The organism is Paenibacillus sp. 23TSA30-6 (assembly GCF_014858585.1).
Classification (GTDB): Bacteria; Bacillota; Bacilli; order Paenibacillales; family Paenibacillaceae; genus Paenibacillus.
This window is the reverse complement of the sequence record NZ_SLTL01000122.1, coordinates 1-321: the sequence shown is the minus strand read 5'-3', so window position 1 is coordinate 321 and position 321 is coordinate 1. Positions and strand designations below refer to the sequence as shown.

General features: G+C 45.8%; 1 protein-coding gene. It reads left to right on the top strand.

All coding sequences use genetic code 11. The features are described 5' to 3' along the window. On the top strand, positions 1–321 hold a 321-nt coding region (locus tag E0698_RS27805; RefSeq protein WP_443146929.1), incomplete at both ends, for an IS3 family transposase.

The window sequence follows — 321 nt, the reverse complement described above, 5'->3', positions numbered from 1 at the left end:
GGAAAAGCTCTTACAACGTATCCGCCGGATCTTCTTGGATTCACGCCGTTTGTATGGCAGCCGGAAGATTCATAAAGCTTTGGTTCAGCAAGGAGTTGTCGTGTCAGAAAAAACGGTCGTGCGAATCATGAAGGAGCTTGGTTTAACGTCCAGAACCGTGAAAAAATACAAAGCAACTACAAACTCCAAACACCAACTGCCTGTTCATGAGAACCTTTTAAACCAGCAGTTTGTTGCTGAGGCTCCAAACGAGGTGTGGATGACGGATATTACGTATATTCCCACTGATGAAGGCTGGCTTTATTTGGCGAGCGTGATGGA